The sequence below is a fragment of the Pseudomonas sp. B22129 genome, from assembly GCF_044218875.1.
Classification (GTDB): domain Bacteria; phylum Pseudomonadota; class Gammaproteobacteria; order Pseudomonadales; family Pseudomonadaceae; genus Aquipseudomonas.
In genome coordinates this window covers 4,759,896-4,776,752 of record NZ_CP162592.1, presented here as the reverse complement: position 1 = coordinate 4,776,752, position 16,857 = coordinate 4,759,896, and the positions used below count along the sequence as shown (strand labels likewise).

Below are 16,857 nucleotides of genomic sequence, written 5' to 3'. Positions count from 1 at the left end.
ATGAATTTAGAGATTGAAGAGGGTGTCTCATATGGCGATATAGCTTCTGTGCTCTACAAGGTGAAAGCACGTTATGCCGAGGAAGAAGGTAAATTGTTTGGTAATCTTTTTCGTTCAAATTGCTTCTTTGTGTTTGAGCGCGCCTCCCCACACTTTGAAGTGCTCGCTGAGCATGTGGCTGTAGAATGGAAAGTTGGTGTTCGAGGCTCATTTAACTCGCCTAATAGTGCAATGGAGGAAAGCTGGGAAGATATTAAGGCTTTTGTAGCTGCGCTTGCCAATGACCTCGACTTTAAGTTTGTGCTGTCTTTCCAGTATGAAGGTGTATATGTATTGAACGATGAAGGCGGGTTTAAAGTTGTGCAGAATATGTTTGGTTGATTTGTAATTAAAAGCTCAGTATAAGCATGAGCAGATCTGATTCGTTTGGTGGGCCCTACATCGAAATTTCTGATTCTGGAAAGCTCGCAATAGTGGCAAAGGATCGCGGCGAAGAGTGTGTGAGGAAACAAACGCTCTGGACGTCAATGCGCAGGGCATTGTGATTGTGCTTGCACACTTCTTTATTGGACCCCACGCAGATACCGCTCTATCAACCCCAGCAGTCGGCGGTTATCGACGGTTTGCAACACGTTAACCGGCTTGCCCACCGCCGCGGCAATTCCCACGTCCAGCCGCAACGGCTGCTTGTAACGCCAGGTTTTACCCCGCGTGCGGCCCTCACGCAGCTCCACTTCCACAAAATACTCAGTTGCACTGGCGACGCCAGTGTCAAGCAGCCAGGCGATCACCAACGCATCATGAATCCAGCAGCCCGCCAGGCCGCGGGTGGCCATCGAGTAATCGATCCACGGCCGGAAGGTTTCGCGGATAAATGCAGCGAGCGGTGTTCCCGGCGAAGCGATGCGGCTGAGGTCGGCGTGGGTCAGCAGGGTTTGGGTGGTGACATCCAGCGGCACCAGGGTGATGTTTGCCCCGCTGGTGAGCACCTGATGGGCGGCTTCGGGGTCGAAACCGAAGTTGGTGTCCTTGATGTAGTCGTCCAGGGCAAACACGCCGCCCATGATCACGATCTGGTGGACTGCAGCGGCCATGCCCGGGTAGCGTTGCAGCGCCAGGGCGACGTTGGTCAAGGGCCCGATGGCCACGAGGGTTATTTCGCCGGGGTTGGCGCAGATCAACTGGCCGATGGCGTCAGCGGCTTGCAGCGCAGGTGCCTGAAACGCTTGGGGCTTGCGCACGTCTTGCCACAAATGTGCGAGCTGGCGCCTGTGCACGCCGTTGTCCAGTGCTTCGCGCCACGGGGCGTCGGGTTCTGCCAGTGGCTGGGTGCTGCCTTGTACGACAGGTATCGCGCGGCCAACCCGGGCCATCAAGTCTCGGGCGACGTTGTAGCCCACGGCGCTCGGCGTGTTGCCGGCCACGGTGGTGACCAACTCAAGCGACAGTTCGGGCGCTGCCAATGCCAGCGCCAGTGCCAGGCCATCGTCAACATTGGCCCCTGCAACCCCGTTGCCGGGGTCGCAATCAATGATTAAACGCTTCATTTCACCTTCTTGTTTTCAGGCTTATACGGTTTTTACAGGCGTGCATCCGCAGGATTCACCGAGGACCAGGCGATGGGAGAACTCCTGCAACTTCACATTGCCATCCCAGGCCAGCAGCATTGAAATGGCCGCCTTGGCCATCTCCTTGACGGGCTGGCACACCGTGGTCAATGAAGGGGTGCAAAACGCTGAGGCTTCGGTGCCGTTGAAGCACACCACGGCGATGTCGTCAGGCACCTTGAGGCGGTGTTCCGACAACGCCCGCACGCAGCCGATGGCTTGCGCTTCGTTGGAGCAGAACACCGCGCGGGGCGGGCGGCCGTTGGCCAACATCTGTTGGGCCGCGTCATACCCTCCCTGGCGGGTGTAGCTGGCAGGGAAGATCCATTCGGGGCGTTCGGCAATCGCGGCTTCGGCCAACGCGTCGCGCCAACCGTTGAGGCGGTCCTGGGCGTTGAGCATTTGCGGTTGGCCGCTGATGATGCCGACGTCGCGGTAGCCATGGCTGAGCAGGTGCGTGGTGACTTGCCTGGCTGCGGCGCGCTCGTCCACCCGCAGCATGTTGACGCGCAACTCGGGGTCGACGCGGTCGAGCATCACAAACGGGGTGCCGCTGGCCTGGATCAGGTCGATATGCGGGTGACGGTCGACACTGGTGTAGAACAGGCCGTCGACGCGCTGGCTGAGCAGGCTGTTGATCAGGCTGAGTTCGCGGGTGCGGCAATCGCCGGAGTCGCCCAGCAGGATCACCAGGCCGTTGTCCAACGCTTCTTGTTGCAGGGCATGGGCAAACGAGGCGATGAAGGTGTTGGAGATATTCGGCACAATCAGCCCGTAGGTTTTGGTCTTGCCCGATGCCAGCGCCTGGGCCACGCCGTTGGGGCGGTAGCCGGTGGCTTTTATCGCGTCCAGTACACGCTGGCGGGTGGCTTTGGCGACGGGCCGGGGGCCGTTGTTGATCACATAGCTGACGACCGCCACCGATGTCCCGGCTTCACGGGCGACATCATCACGCGTGGCGCGGCTTGTGTGTTGTCTGCTCAAGGCAAGCTTCCGATTCAGAGGGGCAAGGCCAAAGGTCTACCCGCGTAGACCCCGGCGTTAAAAAAATAGAAAAGGGTGGGCAGGCGAGGGGCGTAACCGGCTTTTCGTAAACGACATTATCCCTTCGGTTTTATTGCAGTTTGATGAACGGCGGCTGGCGCACACCATCACCCGCACCCTTGTTCAGAAGAGGGCGTAGGTGTAGCTGAAGATCACCCGCGCTTGATCGACCGCACCCACGTTCGGGATGCCGCTGCGGAAACTGCCCTCGCGCAGGGACGCACCCAGGCCTTTGAGCGCACCGCTCTGCACCACGTAGTCGATGCGCGCATCGCGCTCCCATTCCGAGTAGCGCTCGCCGCCCGCAGAGCGAATATTGTCCCCATGCAGGTACAGCACCGAGGTCGTCAGGCCGGGGATGCCCAGCGCCGCAAAGTCATAGGAGTACTGGCCAAAGTTGGTGTTTTCGCCGGCACGAATGAAGGAGTTGTCCATGACGTCGGTGATCAAATACACACTCGCGCCGCCATTGCCCTCGTTGTTGCCGGCGCCACCGAGCACGCTGCCCTGGTTCAGGTACACCACGCCGCCCGAGTCCGATACTTGTTGGCGCCCGAGCATGAACGCGTGGCCGCCCAGGGAATAGGTGAAGGCGGCGCTCCAGGTGGTGTTGTCGACTTCGCCGGGCTTGCTGGCGTAACCGCCGTTGTTGTTGAACACGTAGCCGGGCTGGCCGTTTTTGCCTTGCGAGGTGCTGTTGAAGTAACGCAAGTCGGTTTTGAAGCGCGAGTTGCCGTCCAGTTGCGTGGTGTTCAACAGGCCCAGAAAGGTCTGGTTGTAGTAGTCGCTGAGGTTGGCGCGGTACAGCTGCACCGTGGTGTCTTTATTGAGCTTCCAGTCAGCACCGGCGTAAGTGAACTTGCTGCCTTCGGTGCCGCCGGCAACGGCCAGTTGCGTGGCGTTGGACGAAGCGCGCCCGGTGGAGCGGTCCAGTTGCCCGGCGTTGATCGTCAGGTTGTCGATTTCCCTGGACGTCAGGGTCACGCCTTCAAAGGTTTGCGGCAGCAGCCGGCCATCGTTGGCAACGAGGATGGGCAGGTTGGGGGAAAGCGCGCCACCGGCATGAAATTCGGTCTTGGACAGCCGCACCTTGGCATTGCCCGCCAGGCGGCTCCAGTTGTCCACCGGGCTGCCGTCGGAGCTGACCGGGGCGAGGGAGTTCTGTGTCGTGGCATTCGGGTGTTGGGTACCGCCCGACAGGTTGAATGCTTGCATCGCCTGCAGGTCAAGGCCAAACCCCACGGTGCCCTGGGTGAACCCCGACAGGTAGTCGAGCTTGAAGCCCTGGGTCAGTTCGTTCTGATCGACACCGGGTGTGTTCGGGTTATCGCTGCGCAGGTAAAACGTGCGCGCGCTGATGGCCGCGCTGCTGTCATCGATAAAACCTGCGGCCAGCACCTGCTGGGTCAGCGCAGTTGCCGTTACAGCGAGTGCGAAGGTGGATCTTTTCATGGCGACGCTCCTATCAAATGGCCGTTTTTCAGGCATGGCTTTGCCCGGCTGTGGCGTCACAGTCGTGCGGGTTGGCGCCTTCTATGAGGCGTTGGCAGTGCTGGTTTTTAAGCGAGGGGGTTGCGTTAGAGGGCGTCTTCCACGGCGTTGAGGTCGCGACCACGGGTTTCCGGCGCGATGAACGTGGTGAAGAAACCGACGCCGGCCATGGCGGCGAAGTAGGTTGCGATGGGCCACCAATGGCCGCTCCACGACAACAGCGCCGCCGCAATCAATGGGGCGGTACCGCCGGAAAGGATTGAGCCGATTTCCTTGGCCATCGCCAACTTGGTGTAGCGGTTTTTCACGCCGAACATCTCCACGCCCCAGGCGGCTTGCACACCGAAGATGCCGAGGGATGCCAGGCCCATGCCGACCACCATGGTGGCGGTCACGATGAGCGGGTCGCGTGAATCCAGCAGCATGAATGCGGGAAATGCGTAGAGCATCAGCAGCAGGCAAAACCAGCGGTACACCACGCGGCGGCCGAAGCGGTCGGACAACCAGCCGGCGAGCGGAATGATCAGGAAACCGAGGAGGGAAGCGATCAACACCGCCTGGGTGGCGACCGACTTGTTGACCGTCAGTACTTTCACCACGTAGCCGACGATAAAACCCTGGGCCAGGTAGGACGGGCCGTTTTCGCCGATACGCAGACCGACCATGGTCAGGAATGCGCGGCTGCCTTTCCAGAAACCGGTTGACGGTGTGTGGGGCAGAGCGGCTCTGCTGCTGTCACGTCGGGCCTGCAACTCGGCCTTGCGCTGCTCGAACACCGGCGTTTCACGCAGGTTGCGCCGCAGCCACAACGCGGCCAGCGCAATCAGCGAGCTGCACAGGAACGGAATACGCCAGCCCCAATCCTGCAGGTGTTGTTGATCCATTTGTATAACAGCCAGCCACACCAGCGAGGCCAATAACGTGCCGCTGTTGGAGCCCAGCGCGATCACCGAAGACACCAGCCCGCGACGTTTGGCCGGTGCAAACTCGCCAAGCATCACGGTGCCCGCCGCCAACTCGGCACCCGCACCAAAACCCTGGGTGAAGCGCAGCAATACCAGACACACCGGCGCCCAGATGCCGATGGAGGCATAGCTGGGGATCAAGCCGATCAACGTAGTGGATGCGCCCATCAGTATTACCGTGGACACCATCACCACTTTGCGACCCTTGCGGTCGCCCAGCCAGCCGAAGAACAACGCACCGATGGGCCGCGCGATAAAACCGACCGACCAAGTGGCGAATGTCGACAGCAGGGCCATCGCCGGTGTGACATTGGGGAAAAACACGTCGCCGAAAATCAGCCCGGCGGCCAGGCCATACAGGGCAAAGTCGGCATATTCCATTGCCGTGCCCAGCCAACAGGCGAGGGTGGCGCGGTACATCTCACGGCGCCCGCGGGGCGTCGCCAAACTTTCATCCGCCGCGCCACGGCCCGCGAAAGCGGCGGGGTGGGGGGTACTTTCAAGCGTGGACATCAAAAAAACTCCCGATCTGAGGATGTGCCGAGCACCACCGGGTCCCTGTGTTCCACAGCTATCTACGCGCGTAGATTCCAGTCCTTGAAAAACGGCCCGAAGATAAACCTCAAAGGCCGATGCTGAAAATCGGTGGGGCGGTGTTCTTGTGTTGGCGTCAGTGCAGACCTGCGTGGCGGGTCTCCGGCCAGGATTTTAGGCAGGCATTTGTTGCGGGCCGATGACAGCGCTACTGCCGTTAGCCATTGCGTGCAGCTCCCCATCAGTTGCCCGACCTCCGTCACCGCAAGCAGCTATAGTCAAACTGCCATTACGTTCCATGGAAGAAGAAATAGGCAAGGCTGGCAGCGCTGTTCCAGCGTCCATCTGCGGCATTCATTTCCAACCCTGCGGGTTCAATGCCCGGTGATCGTTTAGGCCAAGGGCCCGGGGCGCATGGGCGTCGCGGGTTGAGCTGAGCGCTATGAAAGGAGATGGACCAATGGATACTATCCAGAAATGTGTGGTGGGGACGTTTTGCCTGGGGCTGGCCGCTTGCGGCGCCACCCACCCCAAACCCGGCATTGTGGCGAAAAACTGGTCGGAGAATACCGAGCAGTTGGGAATCAAGGCGATCTATCCGCCCAGGGCCAACATGGTCGTGGGTGACCTTTACATCGTGCGCTCCGCCAAGAGCGGCACCGATCTGAAAACCGAAGACTACGTGCACAGTTCGATCTGGTTTGACCGGATCAACCTGAATGACTTGCTCGTGAGCAAGGCGTCACCCATTCACTTCACCCCCACCCTGAAAGTCACCGACAGTTCGGGCAAGGAAACCAGCGCCTGGCAAACGCCCGACCTGGAACTGACGCAAGGCAATGACAAGGTCAAAATCAATAGCCTTGTGGCATTTCCGGGTTTTACGTTTGCGTCCCTGGCTGAAAGCGAACTGGGCGTCAACGTTGCCAGCAGTGCGTTTGGCGCGCTATTTGGCGGGGCACGCAAGTCGGCCTATACCGTGGCCTACTCGGTGCCGGCGGCAGAAACCTACGGCGTGCCCTATCTGGCCGCCAAACACGCGTTTGCAGGCTACTCAACCGCTGATTTGGAGGTGCTAAGTAAAGCGGCCGCCTCATTGGCGTTGCCACCCTCGGCAAGGGCAACGGGAACAGATACCGTGCTGGTACTGATCACCGAGCTGTACCTTGCCCGAGCGTTGGATGTGGTCATCTCCGCGTCAGACGCGAGTAGCGCGCAGTTCTCCGCGTTGACCTTGTCGATGGTGGAACTGAGCGAGAAGAAGGCTGCAATCGAAGAAAAACTGTTGGCGCTGAGTAAAAAACAAACCCCGGCCCCCCAGGCCGCGGCATTGGCGGGTGACGGCACGCCCGCCGCACCGCAGCAGCCAGGCCCGCTTAGTGACGCCGATAAAAGGACAGTGGCGCAACTTCAGGCCGAGTTGGCGCAGGTGAATGCGCAGATGAGCGCGAAGGCCAGCCAGGTCGCCCCGAATGTGCCGGGCGTGACCGGGTCTGTGGTGAGGTCATCGGCGACCAGCGTAACCCTGCGACAGGCGTTCAGCACACCGGTTGCCATCGGCTACAAGGGTATTCGGTTCTCCATTCCCAGTCTGGAGCCCGCGAAAGACGGCTCTGATACCGTGCCGCTGGCAGTACCACCGCCCAAAAAATAGGCGCGGGGACGGTTGCCCTCGAACCTGTCAGGGTTCGAGGGCAACGATGCCTTCACACCTGATATTCCGGCAACGGCTGTTCGGCTTCCCGGTGATGGGTTTGCCCGATAAACATATACATCGCCGGCACCATGAACAGCGTCAGCAGCGTACCAATCGACAGCCCCGCGAAGATCACCAACCCCATGTCATGCCGCCCTGCAGCGCCAGCCCCTGACGCCCACACCAGCGGCACCACGCCCAGCACCATGGCGGCGGTGGTCATCAAGATCGGGCGCAAGCGAACGGCCGCCGCTTCTTCAATGGCCTCACGTTTGCTGTGCCCTGCGCGTTGCAGCTCGTTGGCAAACTGAACGATGAGAATCCCGTGTTTGGTGATCAACCCGAGCAACGTCACCAACCCGACTTGCGTGTACACGTTGATGGAGGCGTAACCCATGGTGATAAACGCCAGCGCGCCGAAGAGCGCCGGTGGCACCGAGAACAGGATCACCACCGGGTCGCGGAAGCTTTCAAACTGGAAGGCCAGCGCCAGATAGACAATCAGGATCGAGAACAGCAACAGCCCGACAAACCCGCCGGATTCCTGAATGAATTGGCGTGATTCCCCGGCAAAGTCCGAGGTGTAACCCGAGGGGGCTACATTGGCGAGGATGGTGTTCAGCTTGGCCAGCAGTTCACCCTGGGCCACGCCGCTAACGCCGGAGAGGGTCGCCGAGTTGAGTTGCTGGAAGTGGTTGATCGATTCGGGCTGCGTCGAGGTCTCGATATGCGCCACGGTGCGCGCCGGGATCATCGTCCCGGAGGGCGTGCGAATGTAGTAATCGAGGATTTGTTCCGGGTTCAGCCGGTCCACCTGCAGCACTTGGGGAATGACTTTGTAGGACCGCCCGGCGGTGGAAAAGTAGTTCACATAATTGCCACCCAATGCCGCAGACAACGCAGCGCCGACGTCAGCCTGGGTCATGCCCAGGGCGGCGATTTTTTCCCGGTCCACCACCAGGCGCGCCTGGGGTTTGTCCAGTTTCAGGTCCATGTCGGCGAACCAGAACAGTTGCTGTTTTTGTGCCTCGGCCATCACGGCTTGCGCGACCTCATTGAGGTTTTCCACCGAGTCGGTGGTGGTGATCACAAACTGCACCGGCAAGCCTTGTGCGCCTGGTAACGAGGGCAACGGAAACGCTGCGATGGTGGCGCCAGGCACCTGGTTCCATTTTTGCTGCAGGTCCAGAATCAACTGGGCCTGGGAGCGTGTGCGGTCACCCCAGGTTTTCAGTAGCACGCCGCCCAGGCCCTGGTTGAGGATCGGCAGCCCGGTCAGCTGGAACATTTGCGCGTATTCGGCTTCCTTGTTGGCGATCTGAAAGGCCTGGTCGGCAATCCGCTCCATCTGTTGGGGCGAAGCGGTGGGCGGGCCTTTGATCTGCATGAACACCAGGCCCTGGTCCTCGGTGGGCGACAGCTCGCTCTTGGCGGTCATGCCGCTGGCAGCCACCAGCAGGAACAGCACGAAACCAAACGTCACCAGCACCGGCCAGATGTCCAGCCCGCCGGACAACACGCGGTGGTAGCGTTTGCGCAGCCAGTCGAAGTACTGGTCCAGCTTGCGGGCGAAACGGCCTTCTTCCTGCCCGGGCTTGAACAGCCGGGAGGTCATCATGGGTGAGAGGGTCAAGGCAATCACAGCCGACACCGTCACCGCGCCCGCCAGTGAGAAGCAGAACTCTTTGAACAGCGCGCCCGTGAGACCACTGCGCAAACCGATGGGCACATAGGCGGCGATCAGCACCACGGTCATCGCCAGGATCGGTCCGCCCAATTCGCGGGCTGCCACCAACGCAGCTTCCAGCACGCCTTTGCCTTCTTCCTTGATATGCCGGTCGACGTTTTCCACCACGATGATCGCGTCGTCCACCACCAGGCCGATCGCCAGTACCAGCGCGAGCAAGGTCAGCAGGTTGATGGAGTATCCCAGTAGATACATGATGAAAAAGGTGCCCACCAACGACAGCGGAATCGCCACCAGCGGCACAATCACCGCGCGGAACGAGCCGAGGAACAGGTAGATGACCACAGACACAATGATCATCGCCTCCACCAGGGTCTTCACCACCTCGTAGATCGAGGTATTAATGAACTCGGTGGAGTCATACACGATGTCGCCGCGCACCCCGCTGGGCAGTTGCGATTGCAGCTCGGGGAAGGCCGCGCGCACGCTGTCGGCGACGGTGAGGATGTTCGCTGTGGGCGCAACCTTGATGCCGATGAACACCGAGCGCTTGCCGGAAAATGCCACGCTGCTGTCGTAGCTTTCGGCGCCGAGGGTGACGTTCGCCACATCCTCCAGGTACACCAGCGCATCGCCTTTCTGCTTGATCACCAGCCGCTTGAATTCATCCACCGTGTGCAGGTCGGTTCCGGCGGTCAGGTCCACGGTGACGGTCTGGCCACGGGTCGAGCCAACGGCGGACAGGTAATTGTTGTTCGCCAGAGCGGTGGACACGTCTTGTGCGCTGACGTTGTGCGCCGCCAGTTTGTCCGGGTCCATCCAGGCGCGCAGGGCAAATTGGCGGCCGCCGAGGATTTCGGCGGTTTGCACGCCCTGCAGTGAATCCAGCTTGGGCTTGACCACGCGCACCAGATAATCGGTGATGTTGTTGGTGGGCAGCGTGTCGCTGTAAAAGCCCAGGTACATGGCGTCGGTGGTCTGGCCTACGGCGATGGTCAGCACCGGTTCCTGGGACTGGGCCGGCAATTGGTTTTTGACCGAGTTGACCTGAGTATTGATCTCGGTGAGCGCCTTGCTCGCATCGTAATTGAGGCGCAGCGTGGCGGTGATGGTCGACACCCCGGTGATGCTGGTCGAAGACAGGTAATCGATGCCCTGGGCCTGGGCAATCGCCGACTCAAGCGGCTGGGTGATAAAGCCCGCCACGGTGGACGCATCCGCGCCGTAGTAGGCGGTGGTGATGGTGACCACGGTGTTTTCGGTGCGTGGCCACTGGTTGACCGGCAGTTCGAAGATCGAGCGCAACCCCAGAATCAGGATGAACAACGAGACGACAATCGCCCAGACCGGTCGCTGAATAAAGGTATCGGTAAGCTTCATGGGACACCCTTAGTGTTCTTGGGGAGTCGGAGCGGGGTCGTTCAGCGGCGCGGCGCTGTTATCGATCTTCACCGGTGAGCCGTTCTTGAGCTTCATCTGGCCGCTGGTGATCAACAGGTCGCCTTCTTTCACGCCGTCAACAATCGCCACCTGGTCGCCACGGGTGGGCCCGGTTTTGATGAAGGTCTGTTGCGCCGTGAGGACTTCCTCGCCCTTGTCGTTCTTGCTCGATGTCGCGATAAACACGGTGGTGCCGTAGGGGTTGTAGGTGACCGCCGTTTGCGGAACCGTGAGGTAGCGTTGCGGGCTGCCGGCGCTCACCACGGCGCGGGCGAACATGCCGGGCACCAGGCTTTGTTTGGGGTTTTCGACGGTGGCTTCGACGGTAACGTTGCGCGTGGTGGCATCGAACTGGGTATCGACCGTGCTGATGCGGCCCTTGAAGGTTTGATTGGACAGGCCGTCAGCGGTCACTGCAACGGTTTGGCCGATGGCGATGGCTTCCAGCTGGGTTTGCGGCACGCTGAAGTCGATGTAGATCGGATCGAACGTCTGCAACGTGGCGATTTTGTCACCCGGGTTAAGGTACTGGCCGGGGTTGACGCCGGTTATACCGATGCGCCCGGCGAAGGGGGCACGAATCGACTTTTTCTCGACCAGCGCGCGTTGCTGCTCGGCGGCGGCGAGTTTGGCTTTGAGGTCAGCGGTGTCGGTGTCGACCTGAGCCTGGGACACGGCATTCACCGCCAATTGAGCCTTGTCACGCTTGAGCACAAGGGCCGCCAGGTCAGCCGTCGCTTCCAGTGAGTGCAGTTGCGCGATGTCCGAGTCGGCATTCAGTTGCACGAGCAACGCCTGCGCCGTCACTTCTTGTCCGGGCTTGAAACCGATGGTGCGCACGATGCCGCCCACTTCGGTGGTGACATCCACGCCCCTGACTGCCTTGATTGAACCCACGGCGGAGACGTTGGGCTGCCACGCTTCAAACGGGACCTTCAGGGCCGTCACCACGGCGGCGGGCAAGGGCACTTTCGATTGAGCGATCAGCGCTGAAATCTGCACGAACTTCACCCCGGCGATGATGGCGACAATCACCAGCACGACCACGATCATGATGAGCATGGGCCGCCACAGCCGGCGCTTGCGCGGAGCACTCTGTTCAGTCTTGACGTCAGCCATGCTGTTCTCGCTGTTTCAATGGGTCAGTTCAGTCGCGCCGCCTGTTTGGCCGGCATGATTTCTTGCCACGACGGCAAGCCGAAGCGGTCCGGTTTGCCCTGGGTGGCGGGGGCCACGTCGGTGCGGTTCCACCAGCCGCCACCCAGCGCCTGGAAGAGGGCCGTGGTGTCGCTGTAGCGCGCGGCCTGCGCCTTGACCCGTGTGACCACGGTGTTCTGGTAGGTTTGCTGGGCCGTCAGCAAGTTGATGTACGCCACGGCACCGAGCTTGAACTGGGCCTGCACCAGATCCAGGCTGGCTTGCGCGGAGCGTTCCGCCACGACTTGCTGGTTGAGCGCGTCGGCATCGGCTTGCAGCGCCCTCAGCGCATTGGCGACATCCTGAAACGCGGCGATCACGGTGCCGCGATACAGCGCCGCCGATTGATCGTAGGCGGCCACGGCTGCGCGTTTGCGATGCTCGAGTGCGCCGGCGTCAAATATCGGCTGTGCGATCGACCCGGCGAGGCTCCAGACACCGGTGCCCGAGGAAAACAGTCGGGTGCCGCTGAGCGCTGTGGAACCCAGGGAGCCGGTGATACTGAACTGGGGCAATTGATTGGCCACGGCCACGCCAATATTGGCGCTGGCTTCATGCAGCTGCGCTTGCGCGGAACGCACGTCCGGCCGTTGGCCGACGATGGCTGAAGGCAGGCTGACCGGCAACGTTTGCGGCAGTTGCAGGGACGCCAGGCTAAACGCCTCGCCACGGTCCTGGTTGGGAAACCGGCCGAGGTAGGCCATCAATTGGTTGCGGGTCTGCGCCAGCTGCTTTTGCAGCGGCGGCAGCGTGGCGCGGGTTTGCGCCAGTGCGGTCTGTTGCGTCAGCACGTCGGTGTCGGCGATGGCACCCAGCCGCCGCTGAGCTTGCAGCAGATCAAGCTGGCCGCTTTGAAGCCGGATGATTTCCTCGGTGGCCGCCACCTGATCGCGCAGGGAGGCCAGGCTGATCGCGGTGTTGACCACATTCGCGGTCAGGGTGAGGTAAGTGGCCTCCAACTGAAAGCGCTCGTACTCGGCTTGCTGCGTGGAGGCTTCGATCTGCCGGCGCGTGCCACCGAACACGTCTGGCGCATAGGAAACGCTCAGCGATGCGGAGCTGACCGTAAGAATGGGCGACGTCGGCAAGCCGGTTTGCGCCCCGGAGACTTTCTCGCGGGTTTTCGACGCGTTGGCGTTTACCGAAGGAAACAGCGACGCCTGGTCGGCGTAAACCAATTCATTGGCCTGGCGCAATGCCGCTTGAGCGGCCGCCACGTCCGGGTTGGCACGCAGGGCTTCATCGACCAGCGCGTTCAGTGACGGCGAACGAAACAGCGTCCACCATTGCCCGGGAATATCCATCCCGGCGATCAACTGCTGCGCAGCGCCACCCGTGGTGATATCAGCGCTGGCGGTGGTGGTGAGTTTTTCCTTTGAATAATCGGCATTCGCCGGCACATCGGGGCGAACGAAATCAGGCCCGACGGTGCAGCCGGTGAGGGCCAGACACAGCGCACCCAGCAGTTGGAGTTCTCGCACAAGGGTACGGGTGTGCGTCACCCGATGCGATCCTGAAGCACGCTGGCGAGACTGCTCTTTCATATTTACTCTGATTAATCAGCGGGTTGACAGACTTTATCGTGGAGCAATACGTGCGCATGCCGAGGGCCGGACCGCAACAACGGCGAGGTTCAAATCAGTGTAGGTGGTGCTTGGAACTGCGCAATGTCAGCCGCGCTGTTCAACACAGGTGGTGACGCCTTTGTGATGCGTGGTTTGCATTATTATAGAATTACGTTATGCGTTATCAGTATTTTACTTGTGAGCGTCGGGCGCTCATTGTGCGCCACCTACCTAAATGCCGAGACCGCGCGCGCGGATCGACTTGAAATGCCTGCGAAGGCATCTGGAGACGAACGTGCGTTACCTGACAAAACTGGCGGCCGGGTTGGCTGCCGCCTTGCTGAGCCTGACCGTGAGTGCGCAAACACTGGTGGTCGGTGACCAGAGTTACAACGCCCAGGCCGTGATGGAAGCGGCGGGGGTGCTGGATGATTTGCCCTATACGCTGGAATGGAAGCAGTTCACCGCCGGTTCGCCAGTGGCCGAAGCGCTCAACAGCAACAGCCTGGACCTGGGTTTGCTCGGTGATGCGCCGGTGCTGTTCCTGGGGGCATTGGGCGCACCGATCAAGGTGATTGCCATCAGCCGGCAAAACCTTGAAGGCGTGGCCATTCTGGTGAGCAAGGACTCCCCGATCCGCAGCCTCGCGGACCTCAAAGGCAAGCGCGCAGCCATCTGGAAAGGTTCCTGGAGCCAGCAACTGCTGTTGACCGCGCTGGACAAGGCCGGGGTGCCCAAGGACTCGCTGGAGTTGCGTTACCTCAGCGCACTGGATGCCTCCCATGCGCTGGAAGGCGGGTCCGTTGATATCATCGCCACATGGGAGCCCTACGTGACCCAGCAGGAACGCCAGGGCGCGCGAGTGCTGGCGACGGCTGAAGGCCTGATCCCGGCCCAGAGCTTCGTCGCCGCCAGCAACAAGGCGGTCGAGACCAAGCGCGCGCAGATCAGTGATTTTCTCCAACGCCTGAAAAAGGCCCGTGACTGGACGCGCCAGAACCCGGCCAATACCGATGCGTATGCCGATGCATGGGCCAAACGTACCCGGGCCGATGCCGACATCGCGCGGGCCTGGTTTGCCCGTGCGCGCACGTCGGTGGAGCCGGTGACGGATCAGTCACCGGTACAAGCGCAGCAGACGGTGGACTTTTTCGCGAGCCAGGGGCTGGTCAAGTCTTACCCCGCAGCATCGCTGTTTGACGCTTCATTCGCGGCGTCCCTGCAGCCTGCCGTCGCCAAAACCCAGCCCTGAACGCACCAAGGAATACGCTCGAAATGACTAAAAGACAGCTTAAACTCGGCGCCCTGACGATGGGCTGCGGCGGTCCGGGCCGCCACAACCTGTGGCTTGACCCCGAGTTGCCGGCCGATGCCAGCGTCAACGTGGACTGGTACATCGACATTGCCCGCCAGGCCGAGGCGGCGTTGTTCGATCTCATCTTCATCGTCGACAGCCAGTTCATCACACCGGGTTCGCCCTCCCACTATCTGAACCGCCTGGAACCCTTGACGCTGCTGTCGGCGCTCGCCGTGAGCACACGGCATTTGGGCCTGGTCGGCACGCTGACGACGTCTTACAACTCGCCTTATAACGTCGCGCGGCGCCTAGCCTCACTCGACCTGATCAGCAAGGGCCGCGCGGGCTGGAACGTGGTCACCAGCGGTGATGCCGGTACCGCCGGCAATTACAGCCGCGACGAGCATTACGACTACGACACCCGTTACGGCCGTGCGGCAGAGCACGTTCAGGTGGTGCAAGGGCTATGGAACTCGTACGAGGAGGGCGCCTTCGTACGCGACCGAACCACCGGCCAGTTTCTTGACCCTGACAAGCTGCACAGCCTGAACCACAAGGGCGAGCATTTTTCCGTGGTCGGCCCGCTGAATATCCAGCGCTCGCCACAGGGCCAGCCGGTGATATTCCAGGCCGGCGACTCGGAGCAGGGGCGCGACCTCGGTGCCGCCACCGCTGACGTCATCTTTACCCACGCCGCCAGCCAAGAGCAGGGCCAGGCGTTCTACCGGGATATAAAGGGCCGGGCCGTGCAACATGGCCGTGATCCAGAGCAATTGCTGGTGATGCCGGGCGCGGAAATCTACGTGGGCGACACCGACGCCCATGCCCGTGAAATCGAGCAGCACTACCATCACGCCGACCATAGTTTTGAGCTGGCGCTGAAGGAGTTCGGGCGGAATTTCGGCTGGCATGATTTCAGCCAGTACGACCTCGATGCGCCGTTTCCACAGGAGAGCCTGGAGGCTGCACGCAGCAGCTTTTTCACCAATGCCAAACGCATTGCCGATCAGGCGCTGGAAAAAGGCTTTACCTTGCGCCAGGCGGTTGAGTTTGGACGGCAATTAAGGCCGGGGGCGTTTGTCGGCACGGCGGACACGGTTGCACAGAAGATGGCGGACTGGTTCGAGGCGCGGGCGGTGGACGGGTTCAACATCTATATCGGGCATCCGGGGCAGTTCAAGCGGTTTACCCAGGAAGTCATTCCGCTATTGCAGGAGCGTGGCGTATACCGCACGCGCTATGAAGGCACCACGTTGCGTGAGAGCCTGGGGCTGGATATTCCGCGCTTTGGGTAAAAGTACAGATCCCCGTTCGGCACAACTGCTGTGCGGGGGCAGGGCTTAATCCACTGAAGTTCAATGCCTATAGTTCAGCCACAGACGAAGCCTGAGGTGAACCCGATGAACCGTGAATTCAAGCCAGAACCGACTGATGCAAATCAACTGGACGCCGAGTACTTCGAATACAGCAAGGCGGCCAACCCCATCAGTGCGAACCTGACGACGCGCATTCCCTATCACAGCTTTCCCGCCTCGCTGTACGACCGTGGGCCCTCGCGGGTCGTACCGCTGGACCTCAGCGACGCCCTTGGCTGTGAGGGGCCGGCGACAGGGCCCGGGCTTTGCGCGAATTTCATCCGCCTGAACGCGGGTGACGCCCTCACTTTGCAACCCAACGCGACGTCACAGGTGTTTTACGTGATCTCCGGGGAGGGCGCAGTGGTGCAGGGCGAGCATGAGGTTCACTGGTCCACAGGCTGCTTTATCGCGCTGCCGGGTCTGGAGGCGGCGCATTGGCGCGCCCTGCAGGATGCGCGCCTTTACTACGTGCACGACGAGCCGCTGCTGCGTTATCTGGGGGTGAAGCCCGTCACCGATCGCTTTGCGCCAACCCTATACCCCGCAGCGTTGGCCAACGCGAAACTGCGTGAAGCGGCCGACGATCCCCGTGCACAGGACCGCAGCCGCATCAGTATCCTGCTGGGCAACCGCAACTTTCCCCAGACGCGCACGGTGACCCATGTGTTGTGGGCCATGTATGGAATCCTGCCCGCAGGCTCTGTGCAGAAACCCCACCGGCATCAGTCGATTGCGCTGGATTTCATCATTGATTGCCCGGTGGGCTGTTACTCGCTGGTTGGTACCGAGCTGGAGGCGGATGGGCAAATCCGCAACCCGGTGCGGGTGGACTGGGCGCCCGGCCTGGCATTTGTGACGCCGCCGGGGTATTGGCACGCACATTTCAATGAATCAGACACCGAGGCGTTCCTGATTCCGATCCAGGATGCGGGGCTGCAAACTTACCTGCGAGCGCTGGATATCCGGTTCAGCTGAG

General features: G+C 61.1%; 12 protein-coding genes. 5 read left to right on the top strand and 7 right to left on the bottom strand.

What is annotated here, in order from left to right; all coding sequences use genetic code 11:
* Nucleotides 1-381, top strand: coding sequence for a hypothetical protein (locus AB4P94_RS22110; protein WP_395607451.1), 381 nt, complete (start codon nucleotides 1-3; stop codon nucleotides 379-381).
* Between the two features lie 182 nt (nucleotides 382-563).
* Here AB4P94_RS22110 and AB4P94_RS22105 read toward each other — a convergent pair whose 3' ends face one another.
* The 4 genes from AB4P94_RS22105 to AB4P94_RS22090 all read right to left on the bottom strand — a co-directional run bounded on the left by AB4P94_RS22105 (nucleotide 564) and on the right by AB4P94_RS22090 (nucleotide 5,620).
* On the bottom strand, nucleotides 564-1,547 hold the full coding sequence (locus AB4P94_RS22105; RefSeq protein ID WP_395607450.1) for a nucleoside hydrolase: 984 nt from the start codon (nucleotides 1,545-1,547) through the stop codon (nucleotides 564-566).
* Between the two features lie 21 nt (nucleotides 1,548-1,568).
* Nucleotides 1,569-2,591: a LacI family DNA-binding transcriptional regulator gene (locus tag AB4P94_RS22100; RefSeq protein WP_395607449.1), complete on the bottom strand. Its 1,023-nt coding sequence runs from the start codon at nucleotides 2,589-2,591 to the stop codon at nucleotides 1,569-1,571.
* A 183-nt stretch (nucleotides 2,592-2,774) separates the two neighbouring features.
* Nucleotides 2,775-4,103, bottom strand: a complete 1,329-nt coding sequence (locus AB4P94_RS22095; protein WP_395607448.1) for an OprD family outer membrane porin — start codon at nucleotides 4,101-4,103, stop codon at nucleotides 2,775-2,777.
* Nucleotides 4,104-4,228: 125 nt separating this feature from the next.
* Entirely contained in the window at nucleotides 4,229-5,620 is a 1,392-nt protein-coding gene (locus tag AB4P94_RS22090; protein ID WP_395607447.1) for an MFS transporter, read from the bottom strand.
* Nucleotides 5,621-6,101: 481 nt separating this feature from the next.
* Here AB4P94_RS22090 and AB4P94_RS22085 point away from each other — a divergent pair, with 481 nt between their 5' ends.
* On the top strand, nucleotides 6,102-7,295 hold the full coding sequence (locus AB4P94_RS22085; protein WP_395607446.1) for a hypothetical protein: 1,194 nt from the start codon (nucleotides 6,102-6,104) through the stop codon (nucleotides 7,293-7,295).
* Nucleotides 7,296-7,347: 52 nt separating this feature from the next.
* On the opposite strand, the gene AB4P94_RS22080 is transcribed toward AB4P94_RS22085, so the two are convergent.
* The 3 genes from AB4P94_RS22080 to AB4P94_RS22070 are packed head-to-tail and all read right to left on the bottom strand — an operon-like array spanning nucleotide 7,348 to nucleotide 13,163.
* The gene (locus AB4P94_RS22080) at nucleotides 7,348-10,404 is read right to left on the bottom strand and encodes an efflux RND transporter permease subunit (protein WP_395607445.1); all 3,057 of its coding nucleotides are present in this window, start codon (nucleotides 10,402-10,404) and stop codon (nucleotides 7,348-7,350) included.
* A gap of 9 nt (nucleotides 10,405-10,413) precedes the next feature.
* The gene (locus AB4P94_RS22075; protein ID WP_395607444.1) at nucleotides 10,414-11,583 is read right to left on the bottom strand and encodes an efflux RND transporter periplasmic adaptor subunit; all 1,170 of its coding nucleotides are present in this window, start codon (nucleotides 11,581-11,583) and stop codon (nucleotides 10,414-10,416) included.
* A gap of 23 nt (nucleotides 11,584-11,606) precedes the next feature.
* A complete protein-coding gene (locus AB4P94_RS22070) occupies nucleotides 11,607-13,163 on the bottom strand; it encodes an efflux transporter outer membrane subunit (RefSeq protein ID WP_395607443.1) in 1,557 nt (518 codons plus the stop codon).
* A 358-nt stretch (nucleotides 13,164-13,521) separates the two neighbouring features.
* On the opposite strand from AB4P94_RS22070, the gene AB4P94_RS22065 reads away from it, so the two are divergent.
* The 3 genes from AB4P94_RS22065 (at nucleotide 13,522) to AB4P94_RS22055 (ending at nucleotide 16,856) form a co-directional block, all read left to right on the top strand.
* Entirely contained in the window at nucleotides 13,522-14,478 is a 957-nt protein-coding gene (locus AB4P94_RS22065; protein WP_395607442.1) for an ABC transporter substrate-binding protein, read from the top strand.
* 23 nt (nucleotides 14,479-14,501) lie between these two features.
* Entirely contained in the window at nucleotides 14,502-15,818 is a 1,317-nt protein-coding gene (locus AB4P94_RS22060; protein ID WP_395607441.1) for an LLM class flavin-dependent oxidoreductase, read from the top strand.
* 105 nt (nucleotides 15,819-15,923) lie between these two features.
* Nucleotides 15,924-16,856 (top strand): cupin, encoded by a 933-nt coding sequence (locus AB4P94_RS22055; RefSeq protein WP_395607440.1) that lies wholly within the window; start codon nucleotides 15,924-15,926, stop codon nucleotides 16,854-16,856.
* The last annotated feature ends 1 nt before the right edge of the window (nucleotide 16,857 follow it).

Excerpts from the sequence above, each read along its gene's own strand:
- AB4P94_RS22085 (WP_395607446.1), top strand. The coding sequence starts at position 6,102 with ATGGATACTATCCAGAAATGTGTGGTGGGGACGTTTTGCCTGGGGCTG.
- AB4P94_RS22075 (WP_395607444.1), bottom strand. The coding sequence starts at position 11,583 with ATGGCTGACGTCAAGACTGAACAGAGTGCTCCGCGCAAGCGCCGGCTG.
- AB4P94_RS22080 (WP_395607445.1), bottom strand. The coding sequence starts at position 10,404 with ATGAAGCTTACCGATACCTTTATTCAGCGACCGGTCTGGGCGATTGTC.
- AB4P94_RS22060 (WP_395607441.1), top strand. The coding sequence starts at position 14,502 with ATGACTAAAAGACAGCTTAAACTCGGCGCCCTGACGATGGGCTGCGGC.
- AB4P94_RS22105 (WP_395607450.1), bottom strand. The coding sequence starts at position 1,547 with ATGAAGCGTTTAATCATTGATTGCGACCCCGGCAACGGGGTTGCAGGG.
- AB4P94_RS22095 (WP_395607448.1), bottom strand. The coding sequence starts at position 4,103 with ATGAAAAGATCCACCTTCGCACTCGCTGTAACGGCAACTGCGCTGACC.
- AB4P94_RS22110 (WP_395607451.1), top strand. The coding sequence starts at position 1 with ATGAATTTAGAGATTGAAGAGGGTGTCTCATATGGCGATATAGCTTCT.
- AB4P94_RS22055 (WP_395607440.1), top strand. The coding sequence starts at position 15,924 with ATGAACCGTGAATTCAAGCCAGAACCGACTGATGCAAATCAACTGGAC.
- AB4P94_RS22090 (WP_395607447.1), bottom strand. The coding sequence starts at position 5,620 with ATGTCCACGCTTGAAAGTACCCCCCACCCCGCCGCTTTCGCGGGCCGT.